This window comes from Amycolatopsis ruanii (assembly GCF_003385175.1).
GTDB lineage: Bacteria > Actinomycetota > Actinomycetes > Mycobacteriales > Pseudonocardiaceae > Amycolatopsis_E > Amycolatopsis_E thermalba.
On the sequence record NZ_PQHY01000007.1, the window covers coordinates 144,055 to 161,711 of the forward strand.

Annotated in this window: 15 protein-coding genes and 1 riboswitch; of the genes, 11 read left to right on the top strand and 4 right to left on the bottom strand. The window is 73.9% G+C overall.

Annotated elements, in window-relative coordinates; genetic code table 11:
• Positions 1 to 253 precede the first annotated feature (253 nt).
• The 5 genes from D0D28_RS37280 to D0D28_RS37285 all read left to right on the top strand — a co-directional run bounded on the left by D0D28_RS37280 (position 254) and on the right by D0D28_RS37285 (position 3,507).
• On the top strand, positions 254 to 379 hold the full coding sequence (locus D0D28_RS37280; RefSeq protein WP_255407928.1) for a hypothetical protein: 126 nt from the start codon (positions 254 to 256) through the stop codon (positions 377 to 379).
• Between the two features lie 74 nt (positions 380 to 453).
• Complete coding sequence (locus D0D28_RS06135) at positions 454 to 663, top strand: hypothetical protein (RefSeq protein ID WP_094007025.1); 210 nt, start codon at positions 454 to 456, stop codon at positions 661 to 663.
• A gap of 326 nt (positions 664 to 989) precedes the next feature.
• Positions 990 to 1,751 (top strand): 3-hydroxyacyl-CoA dehydrogenase, encoded by a 762-nt coding sequence (locus tag D0D28_RS06140; RefSeq protein WP_116110015.1) that lies wholly within the window; start codon positions 990 to 992, stop codon positions 1,749 to 1,751.
• Between the two features lie 80 nt (positions 1,752 to 1,831).
• Positions 1,832 to 2,476: a TetR/AcrR family transcriptional regulator gene (locus D0D28_RS06145; protein ID WP_094007029.1), complete on the top strand. Its 645-nt coding sequence runs from the start codon at positions 1,832 to 1,834 to the stop codon at positions 2,474 to 2,476.
• Positions 2,473 to 3,507, top strand: a complete 1,035-nt coding sequence (locus D0D28_RS37285; RefSeq protein WP_094007030.1) for an enoyl-CoA hydratase/isomerase family protein — start codon at positions 2,473 to 2,475, stop codon at positions 3,505 to 3,507. Before D0D28_RS06145 ends, D0D28_RS37285 begins: the two co-directional genes overlap by 4 nt.
• Positions 3,508 to 3,715: 208 nt before the next feature.
• Here the strand turns inward: D0D28_RS37285 and D0D28_RS06155 are convergent, their stop codons facing one another.
• The gene (locus D0D28_RS06155; RefSeq protein ID WP_116110016.1) at positions 3,716 to 4,723 is read right to left on the bottom strand and encodes a zinc-dependent alcohol dehydrogenase; all 1,008 of its coding nucleotides are present in this window, start codon (positions 4,721 to 4,723) and stop codon (positions 3,716 to 3,718) included.
• Between the two features lie 345 nt (positions 4,724 to 5,068).
• Positions 5,069 to 5,146: riboswitch (S-adenosyl-L-homocysteine riboswitch) on the top strand.
• 15 nt (positions 5,147 to 5,161) lie between these two features.
• Here D0D28_RS06155 and metH point away from each other — a divergent pair.
• The 5 genes from metH (at position 5,162) to D0D28_RS06180 (ending at position 13,155) form a co-directional block, all read left to right on the top strand.
• The gene (metH, locus tag D0D28_RS06160) at positions 5,162 to 8,770 is read left to right on the top strand and encodes a methionine synthase (protein ID WP_116110017.1); all 3,609 of its coding nucleotides are present in this window, start codon (positions 5,162 to 5,164) and stop codon (positions 8,768 to 8,770) included.
• Positions 8,767 to 9,636 (top strand): hypothetical protein, encoded by an 870-nt coding sequence (locus D0D28_RS06165; RefSeq protein WP_162830988.1) that lies wholly within the window; start codon positions 8,767 to 8,769, stop codon positions 9,634 to 9,636. The genes metH and D0D28_RS06165 overlap by 4 nt, the downstream gene beginning before the upstream one ends.
• A gap of 67 nt (positions 9,637 to 9,703) precedes the next feature.
• The gene (locus D0D28_RS06170; protein ID WP_094007037.1) at positions 9,704 to 10,171 is read left to right on the top strand and encodes a DUF6292 family protein; all 468 of its coding nucleotides are present in this window, start codon (positions 9,704 to 9,706) and stop codon (positions 10,169 to 10,171) included.
• 426 nt (positions 10,172 to 10,597) lie between these two features.
• Positions 10,598 to 11,776 (top strand): 4-hydroxybenzoate 3-monooxygenase, encoded by a 1,179-nt coding sequence (locus D0D28_RS06175; protein WP_116110019.1) that lies wholly within the window; start codon positions 10,598 to 10,600, stop codon positions 11,774 to 11,776.
• A 104-nt stretch (positions 11,777 to 11,880) separates the two neighbouring features.
• Complete coding sequence (locus D0D28_RS06180; RefSeq protein ID WP_116110020.1) at positions 11,881 to 13,155, top strand: sigma-70 family RNA polymerase sigma factor; 1,275 nt, start codon at positions 11,881 to 11,883, stop codon at positions 13,153 to 13,155.
• 315 nt (positions 13,156 to 13,470) lie between these two features.
• On the opposite strand, the gene D0D28_RS06185 is transcribed toward D0D28_RS06180, so the two are convergent.
• The 3 genes from D0D28_RS06185 to D0D28_RS06195 form a co-directional block, all read right to left on the bottom strand.
• The gene (locus tag D0D28_RS06185) at positions 13,471 to 14,670 is read right to left on the bottom strand and encodes an ROK family protein (RefSeq protein ID WP_116110021.1); all 1,200 of its coding nucleotides are present in this window, start codon (positions 14,668 to 14,670) and stop codon (positions 13,471 to 13,473) included.
• A gap of 49 nt (positions 14,671 to 14,719) precedes the next feature.
• On the bottom strand, positions 14,720 to 15,898 hold the full coding sequence (gene xylA / locus D0D28_RS06190) for a xylose isomerase (RefSeq protein WP_116110022.1): 1,179 nt from the start codon (positions 15,896 to 15,898) through the stop codon (positions 14,720 to 14,722).
• Between the two features lie 105 nt (positions 15,899 to 16,003).
• Complete coding sequence (locus D0D28_RS06195) at positions 16,004 to 17,110, bottom strand: ABC transporter ATP-binding protein (protein WP_094007045.1); 1,107 nt, start codon at positions 17,108 to 17,110, stop codon at positions 16,004 to 16,006.
• A gap of 105 nt (positions 17,111 to 17,215) precedes the next feature.
• On the opposite strand from D0D28_RS06195, the gene D0D28_RS06200 reads away from it, so the two are divergent.
• Positions 17,216 to 17,657: MarR family transcriptional regulator (locus D0D28_RS06200; RefSeq protein WP_205413191.1), on the top strand; the 442-nt coding region annotated here is incomplete at its 3' end.

The window sequence follows — 17,657 nt, forward strand, 5'->3', positions numbered from 1 at the left end:
GTGACCGTGCTCGCGGTACCGCTGGATGGCTTCGATCACGGGTGCCTGCGCATGGTCCACGGCCGGGGCTTCCCCGTGCGCGCGGACGGCAAACTCCTCAGTGGACGCGGGGGTCCACCCCCGGAAAGGTGTCCCCCGTTCATGGGATTCCGCGTGGCGGTTGCCGCTGGTCGCGTGTTAATTTCCGACCTCGCGTGGCCGTACACGACGCTGGAGGGGAACGTATGTGTGCCGAGCCGGTTCCGGGTGCCCGATGAGCGACCGGACTCCCATCTTCGACGACGTGGTCGCCGCGGCCGGGCTCGACTGGGCCGAGCTGCAGGCCGGTGACGAGGTCCCATCGGCCGCGGAGGGAGTCGCGGAGGAGGCCGTCTCGTGACCCGGCCGGGTTCCGATCGCGTGGAATCCGGCGTTGCGGTGGCGCAGGCACGCGGGAGCCGCCATCCTGCGAGCATGGCGGACGGGACAGAAGCCGGGCCGGGCGAGCTCTTCTGGCAGATCGTCGAAGTGCTGCACGTGCCGCGTTCGCTCGCCGAGCGGGAGCTCGCGCGCTCCCGCTCCGACGTCGCGAACGGCGTCATCCGGCCGGGTGATCCGGCCGAGCCCTACGCGCTGGCCTGGCGGCGCATCCGCACCCAGTGGGCGGGGCAGGAACTGGCCTGAGTGCGCGGCCCTGGCGGATCGGCGTGCCGGGCGGTGCGGTCGTGCGCGCGTGCCGCGACGCTGGGTGCGGCGCCCGCTCAGTCAATCGCGTCGGCGCCGGGTGCCTGGCGTGAGCGGCTCCCGCCGCTGCCGAACCAGCCTGAGCGCGCGGCGCGGCGTCTGCGTCGCCGAGGCGCAGGTGCTGCTCGGCGCGCGTGCGGACTGGATGCCGGGCCTGAGACGTTCGCCCCGGGGCCTTCCCCGCACCGCCGATCTCCCTTAACGTGCGCTAAGCAAGGTTCCGGCCGTCGCGGCCGGGACGGGCTAACGGGAAGGGGTGTTGCGACATGGAGGTCGGCAACGCGGTCGCGCTGGTGACCGGTGGTGCGTCGGGGCTCGGGCTGGCGACGGTCAGGGAGCTGCACGGGCGCGGCGCGAAGGTCGTCATCGTGGACCTGCCCTCGTCGCAGGGCGAGGCCGTGGCCAAGGAACTGGGCGACGGGGTGGTGTTCGCCGCGGCCGACGTGACCGACGAAGCCCAGGTGAGCGCGGCGCTGGACGCCGCGGAGCAGCTGGGCACGCTGCGGGTGGCGGTGAACTGCGCCGGCATCGGCAACGCGCACAAGACCGTGGGCAAGCAGGGCGCCTTCCCGCTGGAGGCCTTCACCAAGGTCATCAACGTCAACCTGGTCGGCACGTTCAACGTGATCCGCCTGGCCGCCGAGCGCATCGCCGAGGCAGAGCCGGTGGGCGAGGAGCGCGGCGTGATCGTCAACACCGCCTCGGTGGCGGCGTTCGACGGGCAGATCGGCCAGGCCGCGTACTCGGCCTCGAAGGGCGGCATCGTGGGCATGACCCTGCCCATCGCCCGTGACCTGGCGAGCCTGAAGATCCGGGTGGTCACGATCGCGCCGGGCCTGTTCCACACGCCGCTGTTCGCGACCCTGCCCGAGGAGGCCATCGCGTCGCTGGGCGCGCAGGTGCCGCACCCCTCGCGCCTGGGCGACCCTGCCGAGTTCGCGGCGCTGGCCCGGCACATCGTGGAGAACCCGATGCTCAACGGCGAGACCATCCGCCTCGACGGCGCCATCCGCATGGCACCCCGCTGACCCGGTGGCGCGGCAGCGGCGCCCCGGCCCGCTGCCGCGCCCCGTTATCGTTCCCCCGTGACCTCTTCGATGGGCAGGACATGACACGACCCGAGGGAGCGTGGCGGGAGTACGGACCGCTCGAGCTGACCCCGATCCTGGCGGCCGCGCTGGAAGCCTTCTACGAGCAGGGCTTCCACGGCACCCCGGTGCGGGACATCGCGCGACGCGTGGGCCAGACGGTGCCCGCGCTGTACTACCACCACGAGAACAAGGAGGGCGTGTTCACCGCGCTGGTCGAGGAGGCCACGAGCGACCTCGACTGGCGGGTGCGGCAGGCCGCCGAGGAGGCCGGTGACCGGCCGGACCGGCGGCTGGTCAACGTCGTCGAGGCGATCGTGCTGCACATGGCCCACCGGACCCGGCTCGCCGCGCTGGACTTCGAGCTGCGGCACCTGTCCCCGGCCAACCGCAAGCGGTACGCGGCGCGGCGCAAGGAGATCGAGGTCCTGGTCACCCGGATCGTCTCCGACGGCGTGGCCGAGGGGCTGTTCGTCGCCACGCGGCCGGCCGAGACCGCGCGGGCGCTGCTGGGCATGCTCCAGTCGATCGGCCGCTGGTACCACCCCGACGGCGGCCCGCTGTCGCCGGACGAACTGGCCGAGCGCTACGTCGACATCGCGCTGATGACCGTCGGGGCCCGCAAGCGGCCGGCGGCGCGCCGCACCCGGGCCCGCTCGGCATGATCACCGCGCTCGCCGGCGGCGCCGCGCACGACCCGCTCCTGGACGACGCCGGCCAGGTCCGGCGCCCGCTCGTCGTGGTCGATCTCGACGAGCCGGTGCCCGCCGACGTCGTCGAAGCCGCCGCGCGGGCGGCGCGCTCGTGCGAGCGCATCCTGGTCGGCGTGGCCACCCACCCGGTCGACGACGAGCGCTGGGCCCTGGCCGACGCCCTCGACCTGACCTTCGCCGCCGATGGCTGCGGCAGTGGTCCCCAGTTCGCGGCGAGCGACGACCCGGCGGGCGACGCGGACGTGGTGTGCCGGGCGGCCGAGGCGAACCCGCAGGCCGCGCTGGTCCTGGTCCAGGTGCTGCGGGCGAGCGGGCGCCTGGACGTGGCCGCGGCGCTGGACGTCGAGTCGTTCGCCTACTCGACCCTGCTCGGCGGGCCGGAGTTCGTGCGGTGGCTCCGCGGCCGCGGGGACCGCCCGCTGCCACCGCCCGCCGCCGAACCGCCGGTGCTGCTGACTCGCGACGGCGAGGTCCTGCGCGTGACGCTCAACCGGCCGCGGCGGCGCAACGCCTACGGCCGCGAGATGCGCGACGCGCTCGTCGGTGCCCTGCGGGCCGCGGCGGCGGAGGAGTGCCGGGTCGTGCTCGACGGCGCGGGCCCGGTGTTCTGCTCCGGCGGCGATCTCGACGAGTTCGGCACGGCCCCGGACCTGGTCACCGCGCACTTCGTCCGCACCAGGGCCGGAGCCGCGCGGGCGCTGCACGCGATCGCCGGGCGGGCGGAGGTGCGCGTGCACGGGGCGTGCGTGGGAGCCGGGCTCGAACTGGCGGCGTTCGCGGGCCGGGTGGTGGCCCGGCCGGGCACCGTGTTCCGGTTGCCGGAGGTCGCGATGGGCCTGATCCCGGGCGCGGGCGGAACGGTGAGCGTGCCGCGCCGGATCGGCCGGTGGCGGACGCTGTGGCCGGCGCTGTCCGGACGGCCGCTGAGCGCGGACACCGCGCTGGACTGGGGCTTGATCGACGCCATTGCGGACGGTTCCTGACCGCTTCCCGGCCTGGCGTCCGGGTCAGGAGCGAGCGCGTCCACGGCGCCGACGATCCGGTCGGTCTGCTCGCCGTCGAACCGTTCACCACGCTGAGCGCTGCGCACCGCCGCGAGCCGGACGGCCGGGTGTCCCGGCTGGGGGAGATCCTCGGCCTCGCGCCGCGGCCGACCGTCGGCCCGGTCACCGTGGGCGCGCACGCCTGACCTCAGCGGCGCGGGTCGACGTGGATCTTCGGCGCGCCGCCGCCCGGCCGGTCACCGGCGAGCACCGCGGCCACCGCGTCCAGGCCCACCGTCGCGGCGACCAGCGGCACCGGATCGACCGCGCCGGTGGCGTACTGCTCGATCGTCCCGGCCAGACCGGGGGAGGCCGACAGCACGCCGACCGCGGTGACGTCCTTCAGCGCCAGGCGACGCGTGTCGAGCAGGCTCGGGCGCCCGGCCAGGCCGATGCAGACGACCCGCCCGCCCGGCTCGACCAGCTCCACCGCCCGGGCCGGCGACTCCGCCGCCCCGGAGGCGTCGATCACCGCGTCGAACGGCAGCGCCGACACCTCGCCGGCCGCCCAGGCATTGCCGAACCCGAGGGAGCGGGCGAACCCCAGCGACGCGGCGGTGGCGCCGAGCAGGTGCACCTCCGCGCCCGCCGCGCGGGCGAACATCGCGCACAGCAGGCCGATCGTGCCGGGCCCGAGGACCAGCACGCGGTCGCCCGGGCGCGGGTCCGCGCCGCGCACCGCCCGCAGCGCGTTGCCGCCCGGCTCGACCATCGCGCCCGCGGCCGCGCCGACCGTGTCCGGCAACGCGTGCAGCGCGGTCACCGGCACGGCCAGCCGCTCGGCCAGCGCCCCCGGCCGCCCGCCGCGGATGCCGATCTCGGTGCGGGTTTCGCACAGGTGCTGGCGTCCGCTCCGGCACCGGCGGCAGGCGCGGCAGCCGAGCATCGTGTCCCCGGTGACCCGCCGTCCCACCCAGCCCGGGTCGGTGCCCTCGCCGGTCTCCACGACGGTCCCGCACCACTCGTGCCCCAGCCGCACCGGGTAGCGGGCGTGCCCGTCGTGCAGGTACGGCATGCTGCCGTCGAAGAACTCCGCGTCCGTGCCGCAGATCCCGGCCCGCTCCACGGCGACGACCACCTCGCCCGCCGCCGCGACCGGCGGCTCGACCTCGGTCACGCCGCCCTCGCCGGGAGCGGTCACCACGAACGCCCGCACGCACCCAGCGTAGCCGGAAAGATCCACTGTGGACGGCAATGGCACAAAGTCCTCATTTTGAGGACTTCCGCCTTGCCCCGGACGGCCCCTCGCGGCGCATACTGGTGGAGCACGTGCGGGTGCTCGGGGCACCGCACGGCGGGGAAAGCGGGTTCCGTCGGGGGATGGCGCCCGCGGGAGGTCGATGCCCGGCCGGTCGGGGCCAGAAGGGCAGGCGGTCTCCGACGGCGGGCCGGCTTGGGGAAGCCGGCCCGCCGTTCTGCTGTGCGCCGGTGTCCCACGGCGCCGCGTCCACATCGCGGAACGGCTTTGGTGCCGCCGCGGGCCGTCCAGTACTGTGTTCGCCAGGCCGAGAGGCGCTGCAACGGACCCTGGTCCGCCACGCTCGGCCCCCGGAAACCGCAACAAGGGCGCCTCCCGACAGTGGGGAGGGCGCCGGTGGACACGACGAAGGCTCTGCGGGAGATCCTGAGCGACCGGGTGGCCGTCCTCGACGGCGCCTGGGGCACCATGCTGCAGGGCGCGGGGCTCACCCCGGCCGACTACCGCGGCGACGTGATCGGCGACCACCCGCAGGACGTGACGGGCGACCCCGACCTGCTCAACCTCACGCGGCCGGACCTGATCCTCGACGTGCACCGGCGCTACCTCGCCGCGGGCGCCGACATCACCACGACCAACACGTTCACCGCGACCAGCATCGGCCAGGCCGACTACGGCCTGCAGCACCTGGTGCGCGAGATGAACGTGCGCGGCGCCCAGCTGGCGCGCCAGGCCGCCGACGAGGCCGACGGCAAGTTCGTGGCCGGGTCGATCGGGCCGCTCAACGTCACCCTGTCCCTGTCGCCGAAGGTCGACGAGCCCGCCTACCGCGCGGTCACCTTCGACCAGGTCCGCGACGCCTACGCGGAGCAGATCGCCGCGCTCGCCGAGGGCGGCGTGGACCTGCTGCTCATCGAAACGATCTTCGACACCCTCAACGCGAAGGCCGCCATCGCGGCGGCCCGCGACGTGGCCCCGCACCTGCCGCTGTGGATCTCGGTGACGATCGTCGACCTGTCCGGGCGCACCCTGTCCGGCCAGACCGTCGAGGCGTTCTGGAGCGCGATCGAGCACGCCCGCCCGCTGGTCGTCGGCGTGAACTGCTCGCTGGGCGCCGAGGAGATGCGCCCGCACGTCGAGCAGCTGTCGCGGCTGGCCGGCACCTACGTGGCCTGCCACCCCAACGCCGGGCTGCCCAACGCGTTTGGCGGCTACGACCAGACGCCTGCGGAGACCGCCCGCATGCTCGGCGAGTTCGCCGGCAGCGGCATGGTCAACATCGTCGGCGGCTGCTGCGGCACCGGCCCGGAGCACATCGCCGAGATCGCGCGGGCGGTCTCCGGCGCGGCCCCGCGCGAGGTCCCGCCGCCGCGCACGCACACCCGGTTCAGCGGGCTGGAGCCGTTCGAGATCGGCGCCGACACCGGGTTCGTGATGATCGGCGAGCGCACCAACGTCACCGGCTCGGCGAAGTTCCGGCGGCTGATCGAGTCCGGCGACTACCAGGCCGCCGTCGACGTCGCACTGGACCAGGTCCGCGGCGGCGCCAACCTGCTCGACGTCAACATGGACGCCGACCTGCTCGACTCCGAGCACGCGATGACCACGTTCCTCAACCTGATCGCCACCGAGCCCGAGGTGGCCCGGATCCCGATCATGATCGACAGCTCGCGGTGGAGCGTGCTGGAGGCCGGGCTCAAGTGCGTGCAGGGCAAGGGTGTGGTCAACTCGATCAGCCTCAAGGAGGGCGAGGAGCAGTTCCTGAGCCAGGCCCGCCGCATCCGCGACTACGGCGCCGGTGTCGTCGTGATGGCCTTCGACGAGAAGGGCCAGGCCGACACCCGCGATCGCAAGGTGGAGATCTGCGGCCGCGCCTACGACCTGCTCACGAGTGAGGCCGGCTTCCCGCCCGAGGACATCGTCTTCGACCCCAACGTGCTCGCCGTCGCTACCGGCATCGCCGAGCACAACGGTTACGCCAAGGCGTTCATCGAGGCGCTGCCGCTGATCAAGCAGCGCTGCCCCGGCGCGCGTACCAGCGGCGGCATCTCGAACCTGTCGTTCTCCTTCCGCGGCAACGACGTCGTGCGCGAGGCGATGCACTCGGCGTTCCTGTTCCACGCGGTGCGCGCGGGGCTGGACATGGGCATCGTCAACGCCGGCCAGCTCGCCGTGTACGAGGACATCCCCGCTGACCTGCTCGAACTGGTCGAGGACGTGCTGTTCGACCGCCGCGAGGACGCCACCGACCGGCTGGTCGAGTTCGCCGAGACCGTCCGCGGCGAGGGCCGCAAGCGCGTCGTGGACCTGTCCTGGCGCGAGGCGCCGGTGGCGGAGCGGCTGCGGCACGCGCTGGTGCACGGCATCGTCGACTACATCGAGGCGGACACCGAAGAGGCCCGGCAGAACTTCGCGCGGCCGCTGGAGGTCATCGAGGGCCCGCTGATGGACGGCATGAAGACCGTCGGCGACCTGTTCGGCTCGGGCAAGATGTTCCTGCCGCAGGTGGTCAAGAGCGCGCGCGTGATGAAGCGGTCGGTCGCCTACCTCGAGCCGTTCATGGAGGCGGAGAAGGAACAGGCGCGGCTGGCCGGGCGCGTGGAGACCGAGCGCGGCAACGGCAAGATCGTGCTGGCGACCGTGAAGGGCGACGTGCACGACATCGGCAAGAACATCGTCGGCGTCGTGCTGGGCTGCAACAACTACGAGGTGATCGACCTCGGCGTGATGGTGCCCGCGGCGAAGATCCTGGACACCGCGGTCGCCGAGAACGCCGACGCGATCGGCCTGTCCGGGCTGATCACCCCGTCGCTGGACGAGATGGTGTCGGTGGCGGCGGAGATGCAGCGGCGCGGGCTGAAGATCCCGCTGCTGATCGGGGGCGCGACCACGTCCCGGCAGCACACGGCGGTGCGGATCGCCCCGGCCTACGACCACACGACGGTGCACGTGCTGGACGCGTCGCGGGTCGTCGGGGTGGTGTCGGACCTGCTCGACGCGGAGCGCGGCGCGGCGCTGGACTCGGCGAACCGCGCGGAGCAGGAGCGGCTGCGGGAGCAGCACGCGCGCAAGCAGCGCCGCCCGATGCTCACGCTGGAGCAGGCCCGGGCCAACCCGGAGCGGGTGTCGTTCGACGACCTGCCGGTGCCGTCGTTCACCGGGGTGCGGGTGGTTTCGCCCGGCCTGCCGGCGCTGCGGGAGATGATCGACTGGCAGTTCCTGTTCCTGGCCTGGGAGCTGAAGGGCAAGTACCCGGCGATCCTGGACCAGCCGGTGGCGCGGGAGCTGTTCGACGACGCCAACGCGCTGCTGGACGAGATCGTCGCGGACGGTTCGCTGCGGGCGCGGGGCGCCTACGGGTTCTGGCCGGCGCACCGCGAGGGCGACGACATCGTGCTGGAGGGCGGTGTGCGGTTCCCGATGCTGCGCCAGCAGACGTCCAAACCGGACGGTCGCGCGAACCGGTGCCTGGCCGACTACGTGGCCCCGGCGGGCGATCACCTCGGCGGGTTCGCGGTGGCGGTGCACGGGGCCGAGGAGCTGGCGCGCCATTACGAGTCCCGGAACGACGACTACCGGGCGATCATGGTGAAGGCGCTGGCCGACCGCTTGGCCGAGGCGTTCGCCGAGTACATCCACCTGGAAGCGCGGCGGGAGTGGTTCGAGCCGGACGCGTCGCCGTTGCTGGAGGACCTGCACGCCGAGCGGTTCCGCGGGATCCGCCCGGCGCTCGGCTACCCGGCGAGCCCGGACCACAGCCAGAAGCGGGAGCTGTTCGAGCTGCTGCGGGCGTCGGACCTGGGCCTCGGCCTGACGGAGTCGTTCGCGATGACCCCGGCGGCCAGTGTGAGCGGGCTGATCTTCGCCCACCCGGAGTCCCGGTACTTCACGGTGGGCCGCCTGGGTCTCGACCAGGTCACCGACTACGCCCGGCGCCGCGGCCTGCCCCAGGCGGAAATCGAGAAGTGGCTGCGCCCCAACCTGGACTACGATCCCGCGGAGTGATGATCTCCGAGGAGCTCCGCGACACCGACGTGGTCGCGGAGCTCCAGTTGTGGTTTCCCGCGCGCGATCTCGCCACCGCGGTGGAGGCGTGCCAGGGACTGATCGCCGGGCTGGGGGCGTGGCGGTTCTCCATCGGGCCGGGCAACACCGACCCGCCGGGTCCGTACGACGCCCGGCTGGTGATCCGGTCACGTTCGCGCGAAGGCGAGAGCGCGATCCAGGCGATCCGGCGGGTGGCGCTCGGGCACCTGGAGGTGATCGGGCTGGACCCGGCGCTGCTGGAGATCGTCGAGCTGCGCGGGCGCCCCTTCGGGCGGGTCTTCCGCGCGGAGCTGCCGGACGGCACCGTTGTGACGATGATCGTCGAGCGGGGCCGGGATCCGTTCGGCACCGAGCCGGAGGAGATCGAGATCGAGGAGCTCGAACCGCTCGGCCCCGAGGGCGGGTTCGACGAGGACGAGATCCGCGAGCTGATGGACCTGGTGCACGCGGCCACCAGCACGCGGATCGTGATCGTCGCCGAGATTTCGGGCGCGGACGGGATCGACGCGCGGGAGATGGTGCGCGAGCTCGCCGGCGACCTCCGGCGGCAGACGTTCCCCTCGGAGGAGGACATCGAGGTCAGCGAGCCGCGGCGGCGGCCCAGCGGCACGATCGAGGTCGCCGCGCTCGTGGGTGGCACCGAGCGGGAGGCGTTCGAGGCGGTGGAGGCAGCGGCCCGGGCACTGCGGACCTTCACCTGGCTCGAGCCCGCTCCGGTCGACGATCCGCGTCGCGAGGACTACTTCGCCGTCGAGGCGGTTCCGCAGGAGCAGTTCGTCCGGCTGGAGGTTCACGCGGCGACCGGACTCGGCGTGTTCGGCTGAGGGGTTTGGTCACCCGGTCAGGTGGTAGCCCCGCCCCAGGCGGACTACTCACTCAACGGGGCGTGAGATGCATCTGGAATACGAGCACGCGGCGGCCTCCGGGCTGCGCCGGTACGTCAGCGCGGTCGCCGAGGAACTGGGCTGCAGCGGCGAGGCCTACTACGCCCACCTGGACCCGCCGCCGGCCTACGCCTACCTCGCGCTGGACGACCGGCTGCCGGACCACCCCGGCCAGGACACGGCCCTGGTGTGGAACGAGCACGACGGCTGGGCGGTGGCGATCGAGACCACGGCCGGGCACGAGCTGAGCGTGGTGCGCTACCTGGGCGCCGAGCTGCTGCCGCCGCCGCCCGAGGTCGCCCGGTTCGTGGACGAGGTCTTCGCCGGACGCGCCCCCGACGCGGCGCCCGCGGGCACCACCGACGGCGCCAAGGTCCGCCAGCACCTGGCGACCTACGCGATCCCGTACCAGGAGAGGCCCACCGAGAGGCCCGGGCGGCCGGTGGAGCAGGCTCGCCGCCGGCCGGCGCGCTGACGGCCGGCTCCCGCAGGGGAGATTGGTGGCCTGGGCGGCAGGTTCGCCGCTGGCTGGCGCGCTGATGGCCGGTTCCCGCTGGGGAGATTGGTGGCCTGGGTGGCAGGTTCGCCGCGGGCCGGCGCGCTGACGGCCGGCTCCCGTTCGGGAGACCGCCGCGAGTTGTCGCAGGTGAGGGCTGCTGCTGCGGTCTGCCTACGCGGCCCTGACCGGGTGCCGGTGAGATCGCCCCTGGCGGCGCTCGTGCCACTGACCGCCTCGGCGCTGTCGCGCCGGGCGCCGTTGCGCCCGCCCCGGCCGCGCCCCGCGGTCGCCACCGCCGCCAGCACTGTCCGGCTCCGCGTGATCACCGGTGGCCACGGGAACCGTTGCGGCACTGGGCGATTTCGGGCAAACTGCCGCAATCGCACCACCTGGGGAGGAATCGTGGTTGCGCGCACCGGGGTCGTCGTCGTGGGGGCCGGGCCCGCCGGGCTCGCCCTCGCCAACGTGTTGCGGGACCGGGGAATCGGCTGCGTGCTGCTGGAGGAGCAGACCCGCGCGTTCATCGAGGCCCGCCCGCGCGCCGGGTTCATCGAGGAGTGGGCGGTCCGCGCGCTCGACGACCGCGGCCTGGCCGGCAACCTCCTGTCCACCGCCCCCAGCCAGGGCCGCTTCGAGTTCCGGTTCGAAAACCGCCGCCACCCCTTCTCCTACGAGCGGTGGGCCGGGCAGCGGCACTTCGTCTACCCGCAGCAGCTCCTCGTCACCGACCTCGTCGCCCAGTACGCCGACAACGGTGGCGCTCTCGAGTTCGGGGTCCGGGACGTCGCCCTGCACGACGTCGACTCGTCGACCCCGTCGGTCACCTTCACCGACGCCGGCGGCACCGCCCGCCGCCTCGGCTGCGACTTCATCGCGGGCTGCGACGGCGCCCAGGGCGTCACGCGGCGTCACCTCGACGGTCACCTGCTGACCCACGACTACGGCATCGGCTGGCTGGCGCTGCTCGCCGAGGCGCCGCCCAGCGCCGACGGCGTCCTGTTCGGCATCCACCCGCGCGGGTTCGCCGCGCACATGGCGCGCACCGCCACCGTCACCCGCTTCTACCTGCAGTGCCCGCCCGGCGACTCGGCGGACAACTGGCCGCACGAGCGCGTCTGGTCCGAGCTGCACCAGCGGCTGGGGGTGCCGGACGGGCCGCTGACCGAGGGCGAGCTGATCGAAAAGCGCGTCCTCGACATGCACAACTACGTCATCGAGCGGATGTCCCGCGGCAGGCTGTTCCTGGCCGGCGAGTCGGCGCACCTGGTCGCGCCGATCGCGGCGAAGGGCCTCAACCTCGCCCTGCACGACGCCTTCCACCTGGCCGAGGCGATCGCCGCCCACTACGGCGGCGACGACGGCCCGCTGGAGCGCTACTCGGACACCTGCCTGGCCCGGGTGTGGCAGTACCAGGAGTTCTCGCAGTGGCTGTCGGACGTCTTCCACAGCTCGACGCTCGACCCGCCCGCCGACCCGTTCCGCGCCCGGCTGGGCCAGGCCCGCCTGCGGCGTCTGCTCGGGTCGCCGGCCGCGGCGGCCTCGTTCGCCGAGATCTACATCGGCAAGGCCGCGGATTTCTGATCATCGCTGTACGTGATCCAGCCGGCGTGGCAGGCTGCGCCGTAACGAAACTCGCGACTGCGGAGTCTCCCCGGGCAGAGGCGCCCGGGGTGACGAGGAGGACCATGGCGGGGGACACGGACGTCGACGCCGACCTGATCGAGGCGGTCCGCGCGGGCGACCTGCTCGCCTACGACCGCCTCTTCCGGCGGCACCTGCCGGCCGCGCGGCGGGTGGCGTCGATGATGTGGCGGGACCGGTCCGAGGTCGACGACCTGGTGGCCGAATCCTTCCTGCGGGTGCTCGTGGCGATCCGCGACGGCGCCGGCCCGGCCGAGCGGTTCCGGCCCTACCTGCTGGTGACGCTGCGGAACCTGGCGATGGACTGGGGCCGCCGCCGCGAGCGGTGCGACCCGTGGACCGCCACCCGTGACGAGGGCGCGCCCGGCGTCGAGGAGATCGTGATCGACCGGCTGACCGGCGAGGTCGCGCGGTCGGCGTTCGAGACGCTGCCCCCGCGGTGGCGGTACGTGCTCTGGCACACCGAGATGCTGGGCACCCGGCCCGCGACGCTGGCCGGTGAGCTGGGCATGACCGCCAACGGGGTGGCCGCGCTGGCGGTGCGGGCCCGTGAGGGGTTGCGGCAGGCGTTCCTGCAGGCCCACGTGCCCGCGGCGGGTGTCGAGGACTGCCGCACGGTGCGGCGGCGGCTGGGTGCGTGGACGCGCGGCAAGGTGACCGCGCGGCAGGGCCGGGCGGTGTCGGCGCACCTGGCGGACTGCCCGAAATGCCACCGGGTGGCCGACGTGCTGGAAACCGTCAACGGCGGGTTGCCCGTGCTGGCGCTGGTGCCGCTGTTCGGGCGGCTGCTGGGCGGCGGGGCGCCGACGGCGTCGGTGGCCGCCGGGGGCGGGGTGATCTCGAAGATGGCCGCGGCGGTGACGCTGGCCGCGGTCGCGGTCGCCGGGCCCGCGGTCGTTCCCGATCGGTCCGCTCCGCCGCAGGTCCTGGCGGCGCCGGCCGCGTCGCGCCCCGCCGAGCCGGTCCCGGACGGCGCCACGCCGGAAGCCCGGGAGGAGAACCGCACCGGCCCGGCACGGGACACGGCCGCGAGGGGCAGCACCGCGCCGGACAAGGGGGCGGCGAAGGGCAACAGCGGGGAGAAACGCACCGGCGCGGTGAAGGACGACGGCGCAGTGAAGGGCAACGGCGCGGCGCGGGACAACGGCGTGGCGAAGGGCAACAGTGCCGCGCAGGGCAACAGCGCGGCGAGGGGCAACAGTGCCGCGAAGAGCGCACCGGGCCGGGCCAAGGCCACCGCCCCCAAGTCACCGAAAGCCCGCAAGTCCCCCGAGCCCAAGCCGCCTCCCGAGAAGGCGCAGGGCCCGTCACCGAAGTGACAGCGCGCGTCCCTCGGCGGCGGATGGGCGGGGGCCCGGGCCGAGGGCCAGCCGCTGTCTCCGGGCATCCGGGATGGGCGCAGAGCGCGCTGCCGGCCGGCATCCCCGGGCATCCGGGGCGGCCCAGGCCGGAAAGCCAGCCGCTGTCGCCGGGCATCCCAGAGCGGGCACCGGGCCGGGAGCCCGCCGCCGGCCGCTGTCTCCCGGCAGGACCGACCCGGCAGGTTGGCTGGTGGTCAGCTGAGCCGGCCGGCCATGCCGGCAGGACCGGCCCGGCATTGACCAGGCGGCTCGGCCAGGGCCCGGAGCCGGCGGTCAGGGCAGCCAGCGCGCCGGGTCGGCCAGGACCGCCGTCAGTTCGCGGTACGCGGCACCCGTCGCGCCGGGGGCGGGGGTGTTCTTCGCCGCGTGGATCGCCGGCGGGGTCCACCGCGCCGACAGCACCCGCTCCCGCAGGTGGCTCTCCAGCTCCGGCCGCAGCAGGTCCGCCACCTGCGCCAGATGCCCGCCGAGCACCACCGTCGGGATGTCCAGCACGTTGATCACTCCGGCCAGCGCCACCACCAGCGCCCGCGCCGCCGCCGTCACCGCCTCCCGCGCCCGCCCGTCGCCGGAGGCGGCCAGTTCCGCGAGGTGCGCCGGGGTCGACGCGGGCGTCAGACCGGCGGCGGCGAGCAGCGCGTCCCGGCCCGCGTAGGTCTCCAGGCACCCCGTCGACCCGCACCGGCACGCCGGGCCGTCCGGGTCGGCGCACACGTGCCCGATCTCGCCGGCCCACCCGTGCCGCCCCGCCATCACCTCGCCGCCGACGACCGCCGCGCCGCCGATGCCGATCTCGCCCGACAGGTACACGAAATCCGGAAACGGCCCCGGCCGTCCGGGCGCGACCTCGGCGACCGTGCGGGCCGCGAGGCTGGCCTCGTTGCCCACCCGCAGCGGCAGCCCCGCCACCGCGGCCGGGTCCAGCAGCTCGGCCGGGCGCACGTCGGACCAGCCGAGGTTCGGCGCGCGCAGCAGCGTCCCGGTCGCGGCCGCGACGATGCCGGGCAGCGCCAGTCCCGCCCCGACCAGCCGCAACCCCTCGGGCAACCCGCTCAGCACCCGCGCCGACAACGCACCCAGCCGGTCCAGCGTCGCCGCCGGATCGCTTTCCACCAGGTCGGCGTACTCCAGCGACTCGGCGACGACCCGGCCCCGCAGGTCGACCACCCGCACCGCCAGGAACCCGGCGTTGACCTGCAGCCCGGCCGCGGCCAGCCGCGACCCGGGCACCAGGGGAGTGGCCGGACGGCCGCGCCTGCCGCCGCCGTCCGGCTCGATCTCGCCGAGGACCCCGCCCGCGACCAGCTCGTCGGCCAGCCGGGTCGCGGTGGTGCGGGTCATCGACGTCGAGGCCGCCACGTCCGCCCGCGACAACGGCCGCGCCGACGCGCACACCGTGCGCGCCACCAGCGCCAGGTTGCTCGCCCGGAGGCTGGACTGGCGCGCGCTGGTTCGCTGATCGAGGGCGGTCACGCCGGCGATCCTAACCGGAGCGCCGAATTCGTCCAGCGGATGGACGAATTCACCCGATGAGGTGCTCGAGCGCGAGCTGCTGCAGCTGGACGAACCCGTAGTCGCGCTGGGCGGCCTTCTCCGGGTCGAAGCCGTCGTCGGCGGCCAGGAAGTCCGCCACCGACTCGCCCGCGCCCAGCGTCGGCTCGGACAGCTCGAGGATCCCGGCCCGGTCCCACGCCTCGCGTACCCGCGGGTCCTCGCGGAACGCCTTCGCCTTCTCCGCCAGCATCAGGTAGGTCGCCATGCACGCCCGCGCCGAGTCCCAGATCCCGTCCAGGTACTCGGTGCGCGAGGGCTTGTAGTCGAAGTGCCGCGGGCCGGTGTAGCGGGGCGCGCCCGAGGAGCCGGGGAAGCCGTTCTCCAGCAGGTCGACGGTGAAGAACGCGGAGATCAGGTCGCCGTGGCCGAACACCAGGTCCTGGTCGTACTTCAGGCCGCGCTGGCCGTTGAGGTCGATGTGGAACAGCTTGCCGCTCCACAGCGCCTGGCCCAGCGCGTGCGTGTAGTTGAGGCCGGCCATCTGCTCGTGCCCGGTCTCCGGGTTGAGACCGACGATGTCGCCGTGCTCCAGCTCGGCGATCAGCGCGAGCGCGTGACCGACGGTGGGCAGGAAGATGTCGCCGCGTGGCTCGTTCGGCTTGGGCTCCAGGCCGATCCGCAGGCCGTAGCCCTGCGACTTGATGTAGCCGGCGACGGTGTCCAGGCCCTCCTTGTAGCGCTCGAACGCCGCGTGCAGGTCCTTCGAACCGTCGTACTCGGAGCCCTCGCGGCCGCCCCACATGACGAACGTGCTCGCCCCCATCCCGGCGGCGATGTCGACCGCCTGCAGCACCTTGCGCAGGCCGAAGCGGCGCACGGCGCGGTCGTTGGAGGTCAGCCCGCCGTCCTTGAACACCGGGTGGCTGAAGGTGTTGGTGGTGACCATCTCGATCACCAGGCCGGCCTTGTCCGCGGCGTCCTTGAGGCGGCCGGTGAGGCGCTGCTTGGTGGCCAGGTCGGCGTCGAACGGGAAGACGTCGTTGTCGTGGAAGCTGATGCCCCACGCGCCCAGCTCGGCGAGCTTGTCGGAGTACTCCCACGGGTCCAGCGCCGAGCGGCTCGGGCCGCCGAAGGGGTCCGTGCCGGTCCAGCCCACGGTCCACAGGCCGAACGAGAACTTGTCCTCAGGGGTCGGTTGGCGCACCATCGCAGCTCCTCCGGGTTTTGTTTTCCGGGGTAACTTATTTCCGGGTGCGCACACAGTCAAGGGGCCGGGCGGCGGATGCCGCCCGGCCCCTCGTGGTGTCCGGTGTCAGTCGGCCGACGGCAGCCGCTCACCCGTCTCCGGGTGGAAGGCGTGCACCTCTTCGGCCTCGCCGACCGCGATCTGCACGGTCTCGCCCAGCTGCGGCGGGCGGCGGCCCTCGGCGCGCACCACGAACCGCTCGACGCGGTCGCCGATCTTCACGCCGCCGTGGATGTAGGCGTCGGCGCCCAGCTCCTCGACCAGCTCGACGGTCAGCTTCGCCGCCTGCTCGCCCGCGCCGGCCAGCCGCAGCGACTCCGGCCGCAGGCCCAGCGTCACCGACTCCACGCCGGCCGACCGCGCGGCCGCCAGCGTCGCGCGGGGGAGCGGCACGGTCAGCCCGTCGAGCTGCGCGCCGTCCGGGGTGAGGGCGACGGTCTTGAGGTTCATCGCCGGCGAGCCGATGAACCCGGCCACGAACGCGTTGCGCGGGCGCTCGTAGAGGTTGCGCGGGGTGTCGCACTGCTGGAGCTTGCCGTCCTTGAGCACCGCGACCCGGTGGCCCATCGTCATGGCCTCGACCTGGTCGTGGGTCACGTAGATGGTCGTGGTGCCCAGGCGCTTCTGCAGCGCGGCGATGTTCGCGCGGGTCTCCACGCGCAGCTTGGCGTCCAGGTTGGACAGTGGCTCGTCCATCAGGAACACGGCCGGCTCGCGCACGATGGCGCGGCCCATGGCGACGCGCTGGCGCTGGCCGCCGGAAAGCGCTTTCGGCTTGCGGTCCAGGTACGGGGTCAGGTCGAGCAGGGCGGCGGCCTCGCGCACCCGCTCGGCGATCTTGGCCTTGGACACGCGCTTGAGCTTGAGCGCGAAGCCCATGTTCTCCGCGACCGTCATGTGCGGGTAGAGCGCGTAGGACTGGAACACCATCGCGATGTCGCGGTCCTTCGGCGGCACCGCGGTCACGTCCCTGCCGTCGATGTGGATGGCGCCCTCGTCGACGTCCTCCAAACCGGCGAGCATGCGCAGTGCGGTCGACTTGCCCGAGCCCGACGGCCCCACCAGCACGAGGAACTCGCCGTCGGCGATGTCGAGATCGAGGCTGTCCACGGCCCGGACCGGCGGGTTGCCGGGGTAGAGCCGCGACGCCTGCCGGTAGCTGACCTCAGCCATGGGGACCGCCCTTTCGCGTCACGTCGTTGTCCCCGCCTGTCTATCCGGGCGCCGGGCCCGGTGACCAGAGTTCGTCAATTCACTAAACTGACGAATGTGGAGGCGATGGGTGCGCAGGCGATGCGGCGGCACAACGTCGCCCTGGTCATGGAGCTGATCGCGCGGGACGCGCCGGTGTCGCGGGTCGAGCTGGCGCAGCGGACCGGGCTGACGAAGGCGACGGTGTCCAGCCTGGTCGCGGAGCTGACCGGGGCGGAGCTGGTGCGGGACCTGGGGCCGGAACCGGGCCGGGCGCCGGGGCGTCCGGCGGGGCGGCTGGTGCTGGATCCGTACGGGCCGGTGGCGCTGGGCCTGCAGTTCGCCTCCGGGCACATCGCGGGGGTGATCCTGGACTTGTCCGGGCGGCCGCTCGCGCGGCAGCTGCGGCGGTTCGACGTGGCCGGGGCGGACGCGGCCGACGGGGTGCGCGCGTCGCGGCCGGTGCTGCGGCGGCTGTTCGACGAGGCGACGACGGCCGGGCGGCTGGTGTCGGTGGTCGGGATCGAGG